At 32.8% G+C, this 17,066-nt stretch carries 15 protein-coding genes; 6 read left to right on the top strand and 9 right to left on the bottom strand.

Annotated elements, in window-relative coordinates; translation table 11 throughout:
- Positions 1 to 24: 24 nt before the first annotated feature.
- From BTM19_RS13140 to BTM19_RS09005, 3 genes are all read right to left on the bottom strand, one after another.
- Positions 25 to 207 carry a hypothetical protein gene (locus BTM19_RS13140; protein ID WP_029378448.1) on the bottom strand — a complete coding sequence of 61 codons (183 nt, stop codon included), beginning with the start codon at positions 205 to 207 and terminating at the stop codon, positions 25 to 27.
- Positions 204 to 563, bottom strand: a complete 360-nt coding sequence (locus BTM19_RS09000; RefSeq protein WP_029378449.1) for a hypothetical protein — start codon at positions 561 to 563, stop codon at positions 204 to 206. Before BTM19_RS09000 ends, BTM19_RS13140 begins: the two co-directional genes overlap by 4 nt.
- A 70-nt stretch (positions 564 to 633) precedes the next feature.
- Positions 634 to 1,464, bottom strand: a complete 831-nt coding sequence (locus BTM19_RS09005) for a formate/nitrite transporter family protein (RefSeq protein WP_029378450.1) — start codon at positions 1,462 to 1,464, stop codon at positions 634 to 636.
- A gap of 303 nt (positions 1,465 to 1,767) precedes the next feature.
- Between BTM19_RS09005 and BTM19_RS09010 the strand changes: the two genes are divergently transcribed.
- Entirely contained in the window at positions 1,768 to 3,156 is a 1,389-nt protein-coding gene (locus BTM19_RS09010) for an amino acid permease (protein WP_029378451.1), read from the top strand.
- Positions 3,157 to 3,558: 402 nt separating this feature from the next.
- Positions 3,559 to 4,986, top strand: coding sequence for an alkaline phosphatase (locus tag BTM19_RS09015; protein WP_058625916.1), 1,428 nt, complete (start codon positions 3,559 to 3,561; stop codon positions 4,984 to 4,986).
- A 231-nt stretch (positions 4,987 to 5,217) separates the two neighbouring features.
- Here the strand turns inward: BTM19_RS09015 and BTM19_RS09020 are convergent, their stop codons facing one another.
- From BTM19_RS09020 to BTM19_RS09045, 6 genes are all read right to left on the bottom strand, one after another.
- Positions 5,218 to 6,093: a MurR/RpiR family transcriptional regulator gene (locus BTM19_RS09020; protein ID WP_029378453.1), complete on the bottom strand. Its 876-nt coding sequence runs from the start codon at positions 6,091 to 6,093 to the stop codon at positions 5,218 to 5,220.
- A 2-nt stretch (positions 6,094 to 6,095) separates the two neighbouring features.
- Positions 6,096 to 7,535 carry a PTS transporter subunit EIIC gene (locus BTM19_RS09025; RefSeq protein WP_029378454.1) on the bottom strand — a complete coding sequence of 480 codons (1,440 nt, stop codon included), beginning with the start codon at positions 7,533 to 7,535 and terminating at the stop codon, positions 6,096 to 6,098.
- Positions 7,536 to 7,607: 72 nt separating this feature from the next.
- Positions 7,608 to 8,495, bottom strand: a complete 888-nt coding sequence (murQ, locus tag BTM19_RS09030; RefSeq protein WP_029378455.1) for an N-acetylmuramic acid 6-phosphate etherase — start codon at positions 8,493 to 8,495, stop codon at positions 7,608 to 7,610.
- Positions 8,492 to 9,550, bottom strand: a complete 1,059-nt coding sequence (locus BTM19_RS09035; RefSeq protein ID WP_058625596.1) for a MupG family TIM beta-alpha barrel fold protein — start codon at positions 9,548 to 9,550, stop codon at positions 8,492 to 8,494. The genes murQ and BTM19_RS09035 overlap by 4 nt, the downstream gene beginning before the upstream one ends.
- A gap of 98 nt (positions 9,551 to 9,648) precedes the next feature.
- Positions 9,649 to 9,978 (bottom strand): hypothetical protein, encoded by a 330-nt coding sequence (locus BTM19_RS09040; protein ID WP_029378457.1) that lies wholly within the window; start codon positions 9,976 to 9,978, stop codon positions 9,649 to 9,651.
- 188 nt (positions 9,979 to 10,166) lie between these two features.
- On the bottom strand, positions 10,167 to 10,859 hold the full coding sequence (locus BTM19_RS09045) for a helix-turn-helix transcriptional regulator (RefSeq protein WP_029378458.1): 693 nt from the start codon (positions 10,857 to 10,859) through the stop codon (positions 10,167 to 10,169).
- Between the two features lie 456 nt (positions 10,860 to 11,315).
- Between BTM19_RS09045 and BTM19_RS09050 the strand changes: the two genes are divergently transcribed.
- From BTM19_RS09050 to BTM19_RS09065, 4 genes are all read left to right on the top strand, one after another.
- Entirely contained in the window at positions 11,316 to 12,107 is a 792-nt protein-coding gene (locus BTM19_RS09050) for an inositol monophosphatase family protein (protein WP_029378459.1), read from the top strand.
- Positions 12,108 to 12,232: 125 nt separating this feature from the next.
- Complete coding sequence (locus tag BTM19_RS09055) at positions 12,233 to 13,195, top strand: LCP family glycopolymer transferase (RefSeq protein ID WP_167330437.1); 963 nt, start codon at positions 12,233 to 12,235, stop codon at positions 13,193 to 13,195.
- Positions 13,196 to 13,491: 296 nt separating this feature from the next.
- Positions 13,492 to 16,446: a formate dehydrogenase subunit alpha gene (gene fdhF / locus BTM19_RS09060; protein WP_029378461.1), complete on the top strand. Its 2,955-nt coding sequence runs from the start codon at positions 13,492 to 13,494 to the stop codon at positions 16,444 to 16,446.
- Positions 16,446 to 16,913 (top strand): helical membrane plugin domain-containing protein, encoded by a 468-nt coding sequence (locus BTM19_RS09065; RefSeq protein WP_029378462.1) that lies wholly within the window; start codon positions 16,446 to 16,448, stop codon positions 16,911 to 16,913. The genes fdhF and BTM19_RS09065 overlap by 1 nt, the downstream gene beginning before the upstream one ends.
- The last annotated feature ends 153 nt before the right edge of the window (positions 16,914 to 17,066 follow it).

Below are 17,066 nucleotides of genomic sequence, written 5' to 3' on the forward strand. Positions count from 1 at the left end.
TTTACGAGACAAGCGCCATCTGTTTTATAGAAATTGAAATATTAATGTTACACATACTAGGACAAGTAGCATAGCATCTATACCTATCATGATAGCAAACCGGGGATTCTTTTCTCCGGTTTCTTTTGTTTTTTTATAGGCTTTCAAATTTGGTATTAAGCTCACAATTAATAAAATAATTACTACGATTCCTAAAATTACACTCATGATTTGTCACCACCATTTTGATTTTTTGCTAGAAACTCCCATACGTAGCCGGCAATAATACCTAAGATTAATCCAATAATAATTCCGGCTTTTATTGCTGAAAAGAGAGCGCTTATGATAATCGCAATTAATAATGCAATAGGAATGGTTATACCAAATTTATATTTTCGTTCTGGAGAATTTACAATAGAAAACAAAGTATAATATAAAATACCAAAAACAAAAATCACCATTATACTTTTTAATATTAAAGGACCAACTGAACTATCAGATCCACTAAAATAATTTAAAAAGAAAAATAACACACCAAATATAATGGAAATCGTAAGCGTACGTTTCATTAAGTGTTTATTCATATATAACTCCTTTGTAATAAATCTACTGAAAATTATACCATATAACACAGATGAATTATTGTATTAGCAGTTATCTTGGTATATTACGTTCATATTGGTGATGATCATTTAAATATGCATAAAACAAACCTATTATTAATCCTCCTCCGATATAATTACCAATGCCTGCACCTAATAAATTAATAATTGCAGGTATAAGTGCTAATTCACTGCTTTGATATACTAAACCACCACCAAATAGTACAGAGTTATAAACCACATGCTCATAACCCATAAAGGCAAATATAGATACACCAAACATCATAACGAACATTTTAGCTAAAATATCGTCTATTTGCATCGCTATAACTAAAGAGATATTAATGAAAAAATTAGCGAAGATACCCTTAATCAATATTGATGTAAAACTAGCAGTTAATGTCTTATGTTCAATAGTATGCTCTAATTGTATTAACATGTCAGTAGTCATCACATCAGAATGACGTAATAATAAGAAAAATAAAAAGCCACCTAATGCATTACCGATAAAGCATAATGTGAAAATTTTCAAAACTCTGGTAGGGTTGATGACACGATAATATAAACCAACTGTAAAATACATAAAGTTACTTGTCAGCAATTCTGAATTAGTAAATAAGATGAGTACTAGAGCAAAACTAAATGCTATAGATGCAATAATATTGATGATGCCAGAAGGTAGATGAGTTTCTAGGGATGCTTTAATAAGTAAGACAAATACAGTAATAACACCTAGAATAAAACCAGCCATTATAGCTCGTAGTAAATAGCGCTTAAAATAAAAACTTTGTAAGATGTCTTTAGTTTTAATAGTATCAACTACGTGATCAATCCAAGCTTTGCCATAAAATACTTTATCCCATTTAATGTTTTTTTCGCTCAATTTTTTATCCCCGCTTTCTGTAATTAATTATAAGTATACTATGTCATGTAGAATTTGTGATATTTTTCACAAATTCTACATGAATTCATGTTCACTTAAATTTTTATAGTTGATTTTCAAGAAAAATAATTTTTAAAAAAAGCTTTACTTTCCAATGTAAAATCGCATACAATTGATAAACGGTAATGTAAGCCCTTACATTATTCGAAAATAATTGTTTAAATTTTTTGAATTTATAGTATAATAACGACATAATAAGTGAATTTAGTTCCACTTATATTTGAAAGAGATGGGGTTTGAATGATGAAAGATAATAATGAATTACAGAGGGGGCTAGGTGCACGTCAAATGCGTATGATTGCACTTGGTGGAACGATTGGTGTAGGACTATTTATGGGAGCTACAAGTACTATAAAATGGACAGGTCCTTCTGTTATATTTGCATATTTAATAGCAGGTATATTTTTATTCTTAGTAATGAGAGCAATGGGAGAAATGGTTTATTTACATCCAACTTCTGGTTCTTTTGCTAACTTTGCGAGTGATTACATACATCCAGTAGCAGGGTATCTAACAGCTTGGAGTAACGTTTTTCAATGGGTAGTTGTAGGTATGAGTGAGGTTATTGCAGTCGGAGAATATATGAACTATTGGTTCCCTGACTTACCACAATGGATACCGGGCGTTATTGTTGTAGTTTTATTAGCTGGAGCTAACCTTGTATCTGTTAAAGCGTTTGGTGAATTTGAGTTCTGGTTTGCAATGATTAAAGTAGTTACAATTATTTTAATGATAGTAGCTGGTTTTGGTCTTATCTTCTTTGGTCTAGGAAATGGTGGAGAAGCAATTGGTCTATCAAATCTATGGGATCATGGCGGATTTATGCCTAACGGTTGGATTGGCTTTTTCTTTGCACTTTCAATTGTTATCGGATCATACCAAGGTGTTGAATTAATTGGTATTACCGCTGGTGAAACAAAAGATCCACAAAAAAATATCAAGAGCGCGGTTAACGGTGTTATCTGGCGTATATTGATTTTCTATATTGGTGCAATTTTTGTAATTGTTACAGTTTATCCTTGGAATGAACTAGGCAATATTGGTAGTCCATTTGTAGCTACATTTGCTAAAGTAGGTATCACTTTTGCAGCAGGATTAATCAACTTTGTTGTACTTACTGCAGCGATGTCAGGCTGTAACTCAGGTATATTTAGTGCTAGCCGTATGTCATTAAATTTATCTCAAAAAGGTATGTTACCTAAATTCTTTGGTAAAGTTATGAAAAATGGTGTCCCTGTTTGGACTGTACTTGCCATTGCAACAGGCATTTTAATTGGTGCTTTGCTTAACGTAATCTTACCGTTATTTATCAAAGGTGCCGATAGTGTATTCGTATATGTTTATAGTGCTTCGATTTTACCAGGGATGGTACCATGGTTCATGATTTTAATTAGTCATTTAAGATTTAGAAAAAATCATCCTGAAGAAATGGAAGGCCACCCATTTAAGATGCCAGGTGGTGCATTTACAAACTACATTACAATGGCGTTCTTTATCATGGTATTAATCGGTATGTTATTTAATAAGGAAACTGTGGTTTCTGTAGTTATCGGTATTGTATTTCTATTGTTTATGACAATGTTCTTCTTCTTGAAGGGCTACCATAAATTAAGTAAAGATCAACAACTCTAAAGTGTAATAGGGTAATTATATTTATATAAATTATTTTAATATTTAAAGTATTTTGTGAGAGGCTGGGACAATTTTAATTGTCCCAGCCTTAATGATTATAAAGAACCACTTCTCAATGTAATGAGTTAGTGGTTCTTATGCATGAGCAATAGCTTAGGTAAACCTTTTTTATCAAATAAGTCATTTTAATAAGACGAGACGATGAAACCTTTGTAAATGAATTAGCTTTCTGTCTCGTTACCATTTTTTAATTATTATCAGAATGTACTTTTTAATCCGTTATACACATAACTTTATTAATTAATTTACATAAAATTTACTGCAATAAAATAATTACTCAAAACTTGTAGACTACACTTAAAGTGTAGATTGATAATACATATTTAAAGGAGTTATTACTTTATGAAAATTTTTAACAAATTAGCAACTGTTTCTGTGGCAAGTGCAATCGTTATGGGTTCTGTGTTGGGGAGTGTGCAGTCAACCTATGCCTCGGCTGGAGGACATGCGCCAAAAGAAAATGGTGTTTCATATATGGGTAATACAAAAAATGCAAAGAATGTAATATTTTTAGTTGGGGATGGTATGGGTCCTTCGTACAATTCTGCTTATCGTTACTTTGCTGATAATCCAGAAACAAAAGAAATGGAAAAGACTGCTTTTGATAAATATCTAGTAGGTAATCAACGTACAAATCCGAGCGATCCAAAAGAAAATGTAACTGATTCTGCGGCTGGTGCGACAGCGTTTAGTTCTGGTCATAAAACTTACAACGGGGCTATTGGTTTAGATGATAATAAGAAAAAAGTGAAAACTGTGTTAGAGCAAGCAAAAGAGAATGGTAAGTCAACTGGATTAGTTTCTACTGCAGAATTAACTGATGCAACGCCAGCAGCATACGCAGCGCATGTTGATAGCCGAGACAAAAAAGATGAAATTGCTAAACAATTTTATAACGATAAAATTAAAGGTGAGCATAAAGTAGACGTTTTACTTGGTGGCGGGGCAGAATATTTTGGTAAAGAAAATGGTAATTTAGCAGATAAGTTTAAAAAAGACGGCTATGATGTTGTCGACAATAAAACAGATATGAAACAGACTACGAACAAAAAAATCTTAGGGTTGTTTGCTGATAATGATATGCCATTACAAATTGACGCACCAGATAAAAATCCAAGACTGCTAGATATGGCAGATACAGCAGTAAATAAATTACAAGAAAATGATAAAGGTTTCTTCTTAATGGTAGAAGGCGCATCTATAGATAAAGCAGGTCACCCAAATGATGTAACGGGTGTAATGTCTGAAATGAATGGTTTCGAAAAAACGTTTGAATTTGCTACAAATTATGCAAAATCAAATCCTGATACACTAGTCGTTGCAACAGCAGATCATTCAACTGGTGGTTTGTCTATTGCTAAAGGTAAAGATTATGTTTGGAATCCAGAGGCAATTCAGTCTATGAAACACTCAGGTATGCATATGACTAAAGAAATTGCTGAAGGCAAAGATCCACAAAAAGTAATTCAAGACGGTTATGGTTTTGAAGTTGAGCAATCACAAATTGATAAAGTTAAAGACGAAGCAACAAAACTCAATAAATTAGATAAAGATTCCGATGAATATAAAGAACAAATGCAAAAAGTTCAAGATGCCATACAAAAACCAATAAATGACAAATCTAATACTGGCTGGACAACATATGGTCATACTGGTGAAGATGTAAACACATATGCATATGGGCCTGGTAGTGAGCAATTTAGAGGAAATATAGATAACACAGATAATGCGAACAATATCTTTGATTTCTTCAAAAATGAACAAAACTAATTGAATCAAATGGTATTAGTATAATGTTAGTGAGAAAGATAATAAATAATGACAAATAAATAGGAAGTGAGCTTGATAAATCACATGAAATATTGGTTTATCTCTCACTTCTTTATTTCATTGGCGATTAAAAATGATATGAACTAAAATTTTTGATTCAAAAAACTAGTATAAAAAGATAAAACCAACCTACTCAACTTAAAGAAACAGTTGTTAGGTTGGTTTTTTATATTAATGTTTAAAATATATATTAGATAAATGCTTTCGATAATTATCTAAAGCCATTTTAGATTGAGTAATAGCGTCTAATGATTTGTCGTAATTTAATGCGATGTAGCGGTAATATAAAATATCGACTGTGAACAATTGAGCAAATAAAGAGGTTGTTGCAGCCATACGTAATTCATTTTCATCTGTTTGACCATATATCAGTGTATAATCTGATATTTTTGCAATAGGATTATCGTTCGAACTTGAAATAGTTATGATAGGAATTTGATAATCTGTTGCTACCTTTGCCATGGATTGCAATTCACTGTGACTACCTTGATTTGTCACGAATATAATACAATCACGTTCATCATGTGTAGCAAGTGTAGACATAAACAAATGAGTTTCTTGCAAAAGTCTTACATTTAATCCAATTCTAGATAGTTTTTGAAATAGGTCTGTAACAATAACAAGTGAAGCCCCGTAACCAAATAGAAAAATCGTGCGAGCACTTTGCATCTTTGCACATATCATATCTATATTTTCATTTTCAATATGGTCTGACACGAAGTTCATCGTGTTTGTAACACGTGATAACATTTTAGACTTTAATACATCTACAGATTCATTATCCATTAATTCAAGGTGATTGTTGTTTAATGTTTCTTCGGGTAAATAGCGAGAAATGGCTATTTTAAGCTCTTGAAATCCTTTTTCGGTCATTTTCTTACTGAATCTAACGATAGACGCAGTACTTGTGTTTATTTCATCAGATAAATCTTGAACAGACATATTGATAATCTTATGTGGTGTATTTAAGATATAATCAGCAATTTTTTTCTCACTTTTAGTTAATTTCGGGTATTGTCGATCAATTTTATATAGTACGTTGGTCATAGTTAATCACCTAGAGTATCAGTTTCTCGCATAGCCTTTGTCGTGCCGAAGAAATAAGTGAATAAGAAACCACCGGCATATGCTGCGAGTAATCCGGCTATATAGCCTAAGTACATGTGGTCCGAAATCAATGGCAATAATGATATGCCACTTGGGCCAATTGCGGTTGCACCAATATGGCCAATGCCTCCAATGACAGCGCCACCGATACCACCACCAATACAAGCCGTTATAAATGGTTTGCCTAAAGGTAAGGTAACACCATAAATTAGAGGCTCACCAATCCCTAAAAATCCAACCGGTAGGGCACCTTTAAGTGTATCCCTTAGTGTTGTGTTTTTACTACATCTTACCCATAATGCTAAAGCAGCTCCGACCTGTCCAGCACCAGCCATAGCAGCAATTGGTAATAAATAAGTTGCGCCAGTTTGATTGATCATCTCAATGTGAATAGGTGTGAACATATGATGCAAGCCTAACATAACTAATGGTAAGAAAAAGGCTCCAATAATAAACCCACTAAAGACACCACCAACGTCGATAATTGCATTGATAACTGAGACAAGTCCATCTGAAACGAAGCCAGCTAATGGCATAAAAATAAAGATTGTTAGAAGTCCTATAATAAACAGAGTGATTGTAGGCGTAACGATAATATCTACGGCGTTTGGAACAATTTTATGTAATCGTTTCTCAACGATACTAAGAAGCCATACTGCAAAAATTACGCCAATTATACCACCTTGACCAGCTTGTAGCGGTTCGCCTGTAAAAATGTTGGTAATCATATTTTCATCAGTTAAACCCGTTAATAATGTTGTACCACCAATAACACCACCTAAACCTGGTGTAGCGCCAAATTCTTTAGCTGCATTGATACCAGTAAAGATTGCCAAATATGCGAGCATACCATCTTTAATGACATTGAAGACTGTGACCAGTTGTGTTACCCACTCGCCGGAAATTTGACCAGCTGCTAAAAGGTTACTTAATACAGCTGCGATACCACCAATTAAACCTGCCCCAATAAATGCGGGGATAAGAGGTATAAAGATATTAGCAATTGTTTTTAGTAATTTATTAAATTTACCGCGATGTTGCTTACTTTGAATAGAAGTTTTATTTTCTTTAGCTTTCGCTTCAGCATCTTCGCGGTAATTTTTAGTGTTATGGGGGATAGTTTCACCTAAGCGTACACCGCTTAAGTCAGACATATGAGTAGCAACTTTATTGACTGTTCCTGGTCCAACAACGACCTGTACGCGATCGTCTTTTACGACACCCATCACGCCTTTAATTGCTTTTAGTTTCTCATAGTCAATTTTATCTTCATCGAGTACTTTTATTCTAACTCGAGTCATACAATTAATAACGTTATCCATATTATCAATTCCACCAACAGCATCTATGATACTTTCAGCAAGTATTTGCTCTTTTGTCATAAAATGACCTCCTTTTATGTCATTGAAGATTTATGAAATGTATAAAAAAATGAAAATTATAGTTAAAAATATTTAGTCTTTAATGGCTTGTTTGATAATATTGTCGTTTTCCTGTAAACGTCTTAAAGCTTCCTCTTTGGATATATTGCATAAGTGCATAACAACAGCAACTTTTAAATTTTGCTCTGCTTCTTCATATAATATTTGAGATTGTTCGTATGAAGTATCACAAATATCTTGAATTATACGGATAGAGCGATCAATTAACTTTTGATTTGTTGCTTTAACATCGACCATAAGGTTGTCATATACTTTACCAACACCAACCATTGTGATAGTAGATATCATATTCAGTATTAATTTTTGAGCAGTTCCTGATTTTAATCTAGTAGAACCAGTTAATACTTCTGGCCCAACATTAACTTCAATAGGGAATTGGGCTAATTTGCTAATTTGAGTATCTACATTACAGGAAATTGCTACGGTATATGCACCAACTTTGTTTGCGAATTTTAATCCTCCTTTGACGTAAGGGGTACTACCGCTTGCAGCTATACCAATAACAACATCTTTTTCACAAAGGTGGATGTGTTTTAAATCTTCATGCGCAAGTATTTCATCATCTTCAGCACCTTCAACAGCGACAGTCATCGCGCGTTGTCCACCAGCGATTAAGCCAATGACCTCATTTGTACTCGTATTAAATGTCGGTACGCATTCGGCGGCATCGAGTACGCCTAATCGACCACTTGTACCTGCACCCATATAGATAATACGGCCACCTTGCTTAAACTGATGTGTGGTAATTTCAATTACTTTCGTTAATTCAGGCAAGATGACTTTTATTTGTTCGGGGACTTTTTGATCTTCTGCATTCATTGTTTCTAAAGCTTGTTGAATAGTCATTTCATCTAAATGCATTGTTGCTTCATTTCTTGATTCAGTTATTGATTTATTCATGATTTCAACTCCTTAGCATTTATTGTGAATTCAAATGAATCATTAGGTCGCATACAGTTGATGATTGGTATGTCCTCGGTGTCAATTTGCGCTACAACATTTACATTTTTATGCGGTGGTAATACTTTATTAATGATTTGTAATTCACCTTGATAACGTCCATTAAGTTTATTGTCTAAAGTTATTGCGCCGAGTGTCCTTTCAGTTACTAATAATGGTTGTATATCAGCTTTACAATAATGGCGTGCTTCTTGAGATCTAATTAAAGTGCCGGGATTGTCAGGGCGCACTGTGTGAGATTTTAGTAAAATATCTTCCGCCTGTTTATCAAGTAATGTTATGGATAAGTTAAAATGTCTTTTTTCTAAAAATGAAATAAGTTGGTGCGCATTGTGACGCTTTAAATACGGATCACCAATCATAATATGTTGTGTATTTAAGTCTTGAAGTAATTGTGCGCTCTCAATTGTATGCATATATCTTGCGGTTTCTATTGTTGGTAAGCCTTTGAAAAGCGGGCCACGAAGTGTTGTTCCTACAATAAATCCATAAATATTAGCCTTGGGATTATACGATAGAATTAATTCATTTTGTGATTTAACAAATTGCGCTTCTAACCCTGTGTCAGGTCGAGGATAATAGTTATGACAATAGCATAAGTAATTAAAATGATTTAGGTTTTGATATAAATGTTGTAGTAACTGATCTGAAATAATACTAGCGTTTAAACAGCATTGGAAATCATTACTTATAATTTCATTTACAATTTCAATGGAAGTACTATGATCAATTCGAATAATAAATTGCGCAGAGTCATATTGCTTTAAAAATTCATAAAAATGATGATCCAGCAATGAAGGATTGATATCAATCATAAAATTCAGTTGGTCATTTGATAAAAAATCTAAAAGTTCTCCCAAATAACGATATTTAGTGTCATCATTCTCTTCGGGTATTTGAACTGAAGTAAAAATTGTCTTGTACCCTAGATCGACCATGCGTCGTATATACGACTTATCGATGGGTTGACCAAGATAAATGGAAAAGCCGTGCATCAGTTATCACTCCTCAATTACTGTAATCGTTTTCATTGTACAATAAATGAAAAACTATTACAATTTCATTTTCAATAAAACCTTAAAGTGAAATTTTATTACAAAATGAAGGAGAGTGATTTTAGTATTTTGAGTAATTGTCCTTGAATAATTTCAATATGTTTAAGTGTATTGCCAATTGTGAACTCATCCATTGGATCTGCTATTTGATTGGATAAAAAATTGAAATAGTTATAATGAAAAAGGGAATTATGTTGTAAGTTATTTTGAATGAAGTCATTGTAGTCATGTTCGATATAAGTATGTAATTCTTTCTGGAATTTTAATTTGTCTCTATGCTCGGTCATAATACCATATTTGTATAATTCGATTAAGTTTAATAATTTCATTATACGCTGTTCTAAGTTGTGTAATTCTAGGTGATACATAAAAGACATCCTTTCGTAAATTATGATATTAATTTGGTTAGGTTTTTAATCGTAGCTAAATATTTATAATAAATGGGCGTTACTAAGTAGCATATAGTAGAGGTTGTTATATTGTCTTAGTTTCAATTGGCTTAGTGGCAAGTTTAATTTTGGAGTGAAAATAGAAAATAAAAAATCCAACTGACACATTATGACTCAGTTGGATTTAAAAATTGCTGATAATTATTTATATTTATATCTTGCGTTTTAATCGTTTTTTCAAATGAATACGAAATATCATGAATATCAATAATCGGAATTTCATTTGTTTTACCGAGTCCAATTTCAAAGATAATTGCTTTCCATAATCCTTCTTCACATAAAAGGCCTATAAAAATGACATTTTCTGTTACAACTTGATTGTTGTTATAAAATTCCATCGCCATTACATTTCTTTCCGTACTATAAATGAGTACATCAGAAAATATAGGGGGTAAATTCGTGTGTTGCTGTTTGTCGAATTTAATATAACGATCTAGTTTTTTTAGTGCTCTTCTCATTTTAGTATAGGGCAAGTTGAGACATTTTTTAATAATAGCATTAATTTCTTCTCTGTATGGAAGTGTTGTATATGATTGACTTTCATTGAGTACCAAGAATAAAGCGGATAATTGATTCTCAGTTAGCTCAATTTCATAACTGTTTGGCGTTTCTTGCAGTTGATAACCGCCAAGTTTGCCGTGTTTTGCTAGTATTTTAACACCTTGATCTTCTAAATCTTGAATATCTCTTAAAATAGTACGCTTTGACACATTTAAATTTGAAGCTAACTCTGATGCTGTAATTTGTTTATTCTCTTGAATGGCTAGAACAAGTTTATTTTGTCTTTCGCGTTTATTCATTAGAAAGTCACCTCCCGAATGATTACATATTACATTTATTATAGCATAAAAGTGACAATGACGACATTTAGAAAATAAATTTTTAAAAAATTAAAGAAAACGCTTACATATTCTGAAAGGTTATGTTATTATGAATTTAGTAACAAGGGGATAGCGAGTAGATGACAAAGGGGTAGGCTATTACATAATAGTTTTGTTAACATCTATTCGTACGAGTTACTAATCAAACATCTTCAATATTTATTACTTACTTTCCTTTCTATTTAACCGACTAGCATCGCTAGTCGGTTTTATTTATGTTATGAGCGTGGCTTTAAAAAAGACTTATATTTAGTTATAGGAGTTTTCAAAGTTAGTTTCTATCATATATTTCTTTGATAATTCTATGATAGAATATAACAAATTATACATAGCGATTATTTTCTTAACATATTATTTAAAAGAGGTGTACTACAAATGGAAAAAACACAATTAAATTACATAGATGAGTCAGTAATAGCCTGGTTAGAAACTTTGGACGAGATTATTCCTAGTCTTATAAAAGAAATGGTAACAAGCACAAAACAGAATAGATTTGATTTAGTGACAAATGTTGATAAATCGATTCAACAAAAATTTGAACAGTTTTTAGCTGAAAATTATCCAGAGCATCAATTATTTGCAGAAGAAAAGTCTAATACCGATATCAATGCCAAGGAGGGGCATGTATGGGTAATGGATCCTATAGACGGTACGACAAATTTAGTTAAACAACAAGAAGATTATTGTATTATCTTAGGTTATTTCGTTGATGGAGTACCTGTCTTATCTTATATCTATGATTATCCACATAGGAAACTATATAAAGCAATTAAAGGTTATGGTGCATATTTAAATGGAGAGCGACTCATAGAACCAGAACCTATAGATTTACAAGAAGCGATTATTTCATTTAATTCATTAGTGATTAATGATGAAACTATTCATGATTTACAGGATGCATCATTTGGATATCGTTGTATTGGCTCATGTGGGTTAGATTCAATTCGTGTTATTAAAGGGCAATTTGGTGCTCATATAAATACAAACCCTAAACCGTGGGATATTGCAGCCCAATTTTTATTTGCAAGTGAACTTGGCTTGGAAATGACAACTTTGGATAATACAGCGTTAGATTTTGCTAAAGCCGGTCCATTTATAATTAGTAATCCAGCTTGTCATGAAAAAGTATTATCAATTTTAAATTCTGGTAATGGATATAAGAAATAAAACATTATTTACTATATTAATATTTTATTTAATAAATAATAGGTCTTAAGAACTATGTCATCTTAAAAGTAATACTATATAATGTATTATTAAATAGAATAGAAAATTGAATACGGAAATGGAGTATGATAAGAGTGAATCGTTCTGAGAAGAATAGAAAAATGGGCTTACCTGCTAAAATATTTTTATGGTTTTTGGGGATATTAGTTTTATTTGCTTTACTAGCAGTGATTTACCTTGGTTTCAAAATATTTTCTGTTGGAGGATCAATACACAATCCTTTAGATAGAGATAAATCGGCATTAAGAGATAAAAATGTGAATTTAGATAATGGTGATCCATTTACTATAGCCTTATTTGGTGTAGATTCAGATGCTAAAAGAGATGCAGCTGGAGGTGGGCAACGTAGTGATACGGTGATGGTATTATCGATAAATCCACAAAAGAAAACAACTGAAATTGTAAGTATCCCTAGAGATACACAAGCTGATATCGTAGGTAAAGGAACTACTGAAAAAATTAACCACGCTTATGCTTATGGTGGTCCAGATATGGCAGTAAAATCAGTTGAAAAATTATTAAATGTACCAATAGATCATTATGCAACGATAGATATGGATGGTATGAAAGATATGATAGATACGGTCGGCGGTATTTCAGTAACAAGTAACGCTACATTTTCTTATGATGGCTACCAGTTTAACGAAGGTGAAAACACAAAAATGGATGGCAAAGAAGCGATGGCATTTATTAGAAGTCGTAAAGAAGATGGCGCAGGTGGAGACTTTGGACGTCAGGAACGTCAACAATTAGTAATACAAGGCCTTGCGAACAAATTAACAAGTGTAAGTTCAGTAACGCACTTCAATTCTTTGATGAATCATGTCGAGGACAACGTTAAGACAGATCTTACAATTGGACAATTAAATAAAGTTAGAAGTAATTATAAAGACGCTAATGATAATGTTAATAGACATCAATTAGAAGGTCAAGGTGGCATACAAGATGATGGACTTTATTACTTTGTTCCAAGTGAAAGTTCGTTAAGTGAAATCGAATCAATAATTAAAAATAATTTAGGTATATAATTTTATAAAGCTATATGTTTACAAGATCATGTGAACATATAGTCTTTTTTTATTTATACTATGACAATTATTAAGATGTTTGTACCATTCTCTATACTTTTGATTTTGTGCTATATACTAAATAAAGAATAAAAAACAGTGAAATATAATAGAATACCTTAACATTTAATGTAAATACATATACAATATAAGTAACATTATCTTAAAAAAGTGTGGGGCTTTTTAGATGGAATGTTAATCAACATCTTATGAAGTTTTTACATGGGTAGAATTAAATAATAATAGGGGTGAAGATTATGCAAGAACATTTAATTGTCTCTTTAGATGGTAAAGACTATCTTGTAGAACCCGGAACAAATTTACTACAGTTTATTAAATCTCAAGATACTTTTGTTCCGTCGATATGCTATAACGAATCGTTAGGACCTATCCAAACTTGTGATACATGTACTGTGGAAATTGATGGCAAAATGCAACGAGCATGTAGTACGACGATAGACAAACCAATGATTGTTAATACGCAAAATGACAAGGTACAAACTAGTCAAAAAGAAGCACTTGATAGAATTTTAGAAAAGCATATGCTTTATTGTACTGTGTGTGATTATAACAATGGTGATTGTGAAATTCACAATACAATGGATCAATGGGGATTAGAACATCAAACCTATGAATATAAGGAAAAACCTTATGAAAAAGATTATGGTCCATTCTATCGTTATGACCCAAATCAATGTATTTTGTGTGGTCGTTGTGTTGAAGTTTGCCAAGACGTTCAAGTAAACGAAACACTTACAATTGATTGGGAACGTCAACAGCCACGAGTAATCTGGGACAATGATACAACGATAAATGATTCATCGTGTGTAGGCTGTGGACAATGTGCAACAGTATGTCCTTGTAACGCGATGATGGAAGTGAATATGGAAGGTAACGCAGGTTACATGACAGATTTAGAGCCAGGTTCACTTGCAGCGATGATTGATTTAACTAAAAAAGCAGAGCCAGGTTATGGCCCATTGTTTGCTGTTTCAGACTCAGAAGCGGCTATGCGCGAAGAACGTATCGAAAAAACTAAGACAGTGTGTACATACTGTGGTGTAGGTTGTTCTTTCGATGTGTGGACAAAAGATAGAGAAGTGTTAAAAGTTCAGCCACAACACGAATCACCAGCAAATAAAATTTCTTCTTGTGTTAAAGGGAAATTTGGTTGGGATTATGTTGATTCAGATGAACGTTTAACGAAGCCTTTAGTACGTAAAAATGGGCAGTTTGAAGAGGTTGAATGGGAAGAAGCATTGAAAGTTGTTGCGGATAACTTTAACAAGGTCAAAGCTTCTCACGGCTCTGATGGTTTAGCATTTATTTCTTCTTCTAAAGCTACAAATGAAGAATCTTATCTTATGCAAAAACTCGCTAGACAAGTTATTGGTACAAATAACGTAGATAATTGCTCACGTTATTGCCAAGCGCCAGCGACTAAAGGATTATTTAGAACTGTAGGGCATGGCGGTGACTCAGGTTCTATTGATGACCTTGAGATTGCAGATATGGTGGTATTGATAGGTACAAATACTGCAGAAGCACATCCAGTAATTGCATCTCGTATTAAACGAGGGCATAAACTATATAACAATACTTTAAATGTCTTTGATATTCGTAAACATGAAATGGCAGAACGTGCCGATAATTTCTATCAACCAAAACCAGGTACAGATTTAGTATGGCTATCTGCTGTAACTAAATATATTATTGATAATGAATTGCATGATAAATCATTTATTGATGAATGGGTTAACCATTTTGATGATTATTATAATTCATTAGCGCCATACACTATGGAGTTTGCAGAAGAAACTACAGGTATTTCTAAAGAAGAATTAATAGATTTTGCGCAACAAGTAGCAGACGCTAAGTCAGTATCTATTGCTTGGGCCATGGGAGTTACTCAACAAGATATAGGTAGTGATACATCAACTGCAATTTCTAATTTATTATTAGCAACAGGTAACTATAGAAAACCAGGTACAGGCGCTTATCCTCTGCGTGGACATAATAATGTTCAAGGATGTAGTGATATGGGAAGTATGCCTGATCAATTCCCAGGTTATCAAAAAGTTGTAGACGACGAAATTAGAGCTAAATTTGAACGTGAATATGGCGAAGCACTACCAAGCAAAGTTGGTAAAGATAATCACCAAATGATGGAAGGCATACACGAAGGTGAAATCGATTCCTTATATTTATATGGTGAAGATACAGGTATTGTCGATTCTAATATCAACTATGTACAAGCAGCATTAGAAAAAGTTGGTTTCTTAGTAGTACAAGATGAATTCTTTACATTTACAGCTACGTTTGCTGATGTTGTATTACCAGCAAGTCCTTCACTTGAAAAAACTGGAACATTTACTAATACAGAGCGTCGTATCCAACGTTTGTATCAAGCTTTAGATACTAAAGGCGATTCTAAACCTGACTGGGAAATTATCCAAGCAGTAGCTAAATCATTAGGATATGATTGGGGCTACACACATCCAAGCGAAATCATGGATGAAATTGCTAGAGTTACACCGCTTTATTCAGGTGTGAATTACGACAGACTTGAAGGATATAATAGTTTACAATGGCCAGTTGCTGAAGATGGTACAGATGAACCAACATTATATCTTAATGGATTTAATTTTGAAGATGGTAAGGCTAATTTCTATCCATTAACATTTGATAACTTCTTTAAAGTGAACGAAGAATATGACTTACATGTTAATAATGGACGTTTATTAGAACATTTCCATGAAGGTAACATGACTTATAAAGTACCGGGATTAGAATATAAAATGCCACATGCCTTCGTTGAAATATCTCCTGAGCTTGCTAAAGAAAGAGATATTCATGAAGGAGCAGAAATTAAATTGATTTCTGAAACTGGTGAAGCAGAATTAATTGCTCATGTTACAGATAGAGTAAAAGGAAAAGAAATTTACATTCCTTTAAATAATAATGCAATGGTTCATGGAGATAAGGGTGCTATCAACTTATTAACTAATAGTGATGTTGATAAAGACACAGATACACCATCATATAAACGCACAAGTTGTCGTATGGAAGTTAAAACGCGTAGAGGTAAATCACCACTGAATCCTACGAACTTCCGTGTTAATAAACAACGTCAACCACAATATAGTGTTCGAGTTCAAGACAAATGGAAACGTGAAGATTATACATTCCCAGGAAGTCAGGTGGATAAATAATGGCTGAAAGAATAACTAATATTAAACGTATGCAAAAGTCCGAAGAAGAATTAAAACAAGAGAGTTTGGCGGAAGTTACAGATGCAATTGTTGCCAATAAAGATAGCATCTTAAAAGCAATTAATATTATCAGTACATTAGATGATGCTAAATTATTAGATGCATTATCCGGCGCAGTCAAAAGTAGAGGTGTCATTGCTAATAAATTTTCAGTTGAATTAAACAAAGAACAATATACAGGGTTAATTTCAAATATGGCTTCACTTGTATTTTTACTTGGTGATTTAGATGTAAATGATTTATCGACAATGCTTAATAAAGTAAATAAAGGTTTGAGTGTTGCCAATAAAGCAAACCCTAATCAAAAGACATCCATTACTGGTTTGATGGGTATATTGAAAGATGAAGAAATGAATCGTAGTTTAACCTATATGCTAAACATGCTGAGAGGTATGTCTAGAGAATAGATAGATTATAATTACAAATTAATAAAAATAAACGAGGCTAGGATATTAATAAATATCCTAGCCTCGTTTATATTCACAGGTGAAATTTATCGACATCGATTGAATATTTAGTTGCTTGAAAATTAAACAACCATTTAGAAGTGTACTAAAAGC

This window comes from Staphylococcus xylosus, from assembly GCF_002732165.1.
Taxonomy (GTDB): Bacteria; Bacillota; Bacilli; order Staphylococcales; family Staphylococcaceae; genus Staphylococcus; species Staphylococcus xylosus.

What these genes read in the sequence shown, in the direction of transcription:
- BTM19_RS09010 (WP_029378451.1), top strand. Translation starts at nt 1,768, where the DNA reads ATGAAAGATAATAATGAATTACAGAGGGGGCTAGGTGCACGTCAAATG.
- BTM19_RS09025 (WP_029378454.1), bottom strand. Translation starts at nt 7,535, where the DNA reads ATGACAAAAGAGCAAATACTTGCTGAAAGTATCATAGATGCTGTTGGT.
- BTM19_RS09015 (WP_058625916.1), top strand. Translation starts at nt 3,559, where the DNA reads ATGAAAATTTTTAACAAATTAGCAACTGTTTCTGTGGCAAGTGCAATC.
- BTM19_RS09065 (WP_029378462.1), top strand. Translation starts at nt 16,446, where the DNA reads ATGGCTGAAAGAATAACTAATATTAAACGTATGCAAAAGTCCGAAGAA.
- BTM19_RS09000 (WP_029378449.1), bottom strand. Translation starts at nt 563, where the DNA reads ATGAATAAACACTTAATGAAACGTACGCTTACGATTTCCATTATATTT.
- BTM19_RS09035 (WP_058625596.1), bottom strand. Translation starts at nt 9,550, where the DNA reads ATGCACGGCTTTTCCATTTATCTTGGTCAACCCATCGATAAGTCGTAT.
- BTM19_RS09050 (WP_029378459.1), top strand. Translation starts at nt 11,316, where the DNA reads ATGGAAAAAACACAATTAAATTACATAGATGAGTCAGTAATAGCCTGG.
- BTM19_RS09045 (WP_029378458.1), bottom strand. Translation starts at nt 10,859, where the DNA reads ATGAATAAACGCGAAAGACAAAATAAACTTGTTCTAGCCATTCAAGAG.
- BTM19_RS09040 (WP_029378457.1), bottom strand. Translation starts at nt 9,978, where the DNA reads ATGTATCACCTAGAATTACACAACTTAGAACAGCGTATAATGAAATTA.
- BTM19_RS09055 (WP_167330437.1), top strand. Translation starts at nt 12,233, where the DNA reads ATGATAAGAGTGAATCGTTCTGAGAAGAATAGAAAAATGGGCTTACCT.
- BTM19_RS13140 (WP_029378448.1), bottom strand. Translation starts at nt 207, where the DNA reads ATGAGTGTAATTTTAGGAATCGTAGTAATTATTTTATTAATTGTGAGC.
- fdhF (WP_029378461.1), top strand. Translation starts at nt 13,492, where the DNA reads ATGCAAGAACATTTAATTGTCTCTTTAGATGGTAAAGACTATCTTGTA.
- BTM19_RS09020 (WP_029378453.1), bottom strand. Translation starts at nt 6,093, where the DNA reads ATGACCAACGTACTATATAAAATTGATCGACAATACCCGAAATTAACT.
- murQ (WP_029378455.1), bottom strand. Translation starts at nt 8,495, where the DNA reads ATGAATAAATCAATAACTGAATCAAGAAATGAAGCAACAATGCATTTA.